A 1,182-nucleotide genomic window follows, 5' to 3' on the forward strand; every position below is an offset into this window, starting at 1 on the left:
TGCTGCCGCAGCTTCGGTATATTGCTTAGCCCCGTTACATCTTCCGCGCAGGCCGACTCGACTAGTGAGCTATTACGCTTTCTTTAAAGGGTGGCTGCTTCTAAGCCAACCTCCTAGCTGTCTATGCCTTCCCACATCGTTTCCCACTTAGCAATATTTTGGGACCTTAGCTGGCGGTCTGGGTTGTTTCCCTCTCCACGACGGACGTTAGCACCCGCCGTGTGTCTCCCGGATAGTTCTCATTGGTATTCGGAGTTTGCAAAGGGTTGGTAAGTCGGGATGACCCCCTAGCCTTAACAGTGCTCTACCCCCAATGGAATTCGTCCGAGGCTCTACCTAAATAGATTTCGGGGAGAACCAGCTATCTCCCGGTTTGATTGGCCTTTCACCCCCAGCCACAAGTCATCCCCTAACTTTTCAACGTTAGTGGGTTCGGTCCTCCAGTTGATGTTACTCAACCTTCAACCTGCTCATGGCTAGATCACCGGGTTTCGGGTCTATACCTAGCAACTAAACGCGCAGTTAACACTCGCTTTCGCTACGGCTCCGTTATTCACTTAACCTTGCTACTAAATATAAGTCGCTGACCCATTATACAAAAGGTACGCAGTCACCCCGAAGGGCTCCCACTGCTTGTACGTATACGGTTTCAGGTTCTATTTCACTCCCCTCACAGGGGTTCTTTTCGCCTTTCCCTCACGGTACTGGTTCACTATCGGTCAGTTAGGAGTATTTAGCCTTGGAGGATGGTCCCCCCATATTCAGTCAAGATAACACGTGTCCCGACCTACTCGATTTCACTGTAAAGAATCCGTCGTGTACAGGGCTATCACCTTGTATCGCTCCTCTTCCCAAAGGATTCCACTAAATTCTAAACAGCTTAAGGGCTGCTCCCCGTTCGCTCGCCGCTACTAGGGGAATCTCGGTTGATTTCTTTTCCTAAGGGTACTTAGATGTTTCAGTTCCCCTCGTTTGCCTCGTTAACCTATGTATTCAGTTAACGATACCTATAAATAGGTGGGTTTCCCCATTCGGACATCTGTGGCTCAAATGCATTTTGTCGGCTCACCACAGCTTTTCGCAGACTTACACGTCCTTCATCGCCTCTAACTGCCAAGGCATCCACCGTATACGCTTCGTCACTTAACCATACAACCCCAAACAGCCTTTTGACTTCTGTCT

Annotated in this window: 1 rRNA gene; it reads right to left on the bottom strand. The window is 49.5% G+C overall.

Annotated features, from left to right (window positions below):
- Positions 1-1,149: ribosomal RNA gene (locus ACFI6J_RS21455) — 23S ribosomal RNA — on the bottom strand; the annotation flags it as partial.
- Between the last annotated feature and the right edge of the window lie 33 nt (positions 1,150-1,182).

The sequence above is a fragment of the Alteromonas sp. G4i13 genome, from assembly GCF_054960505.1.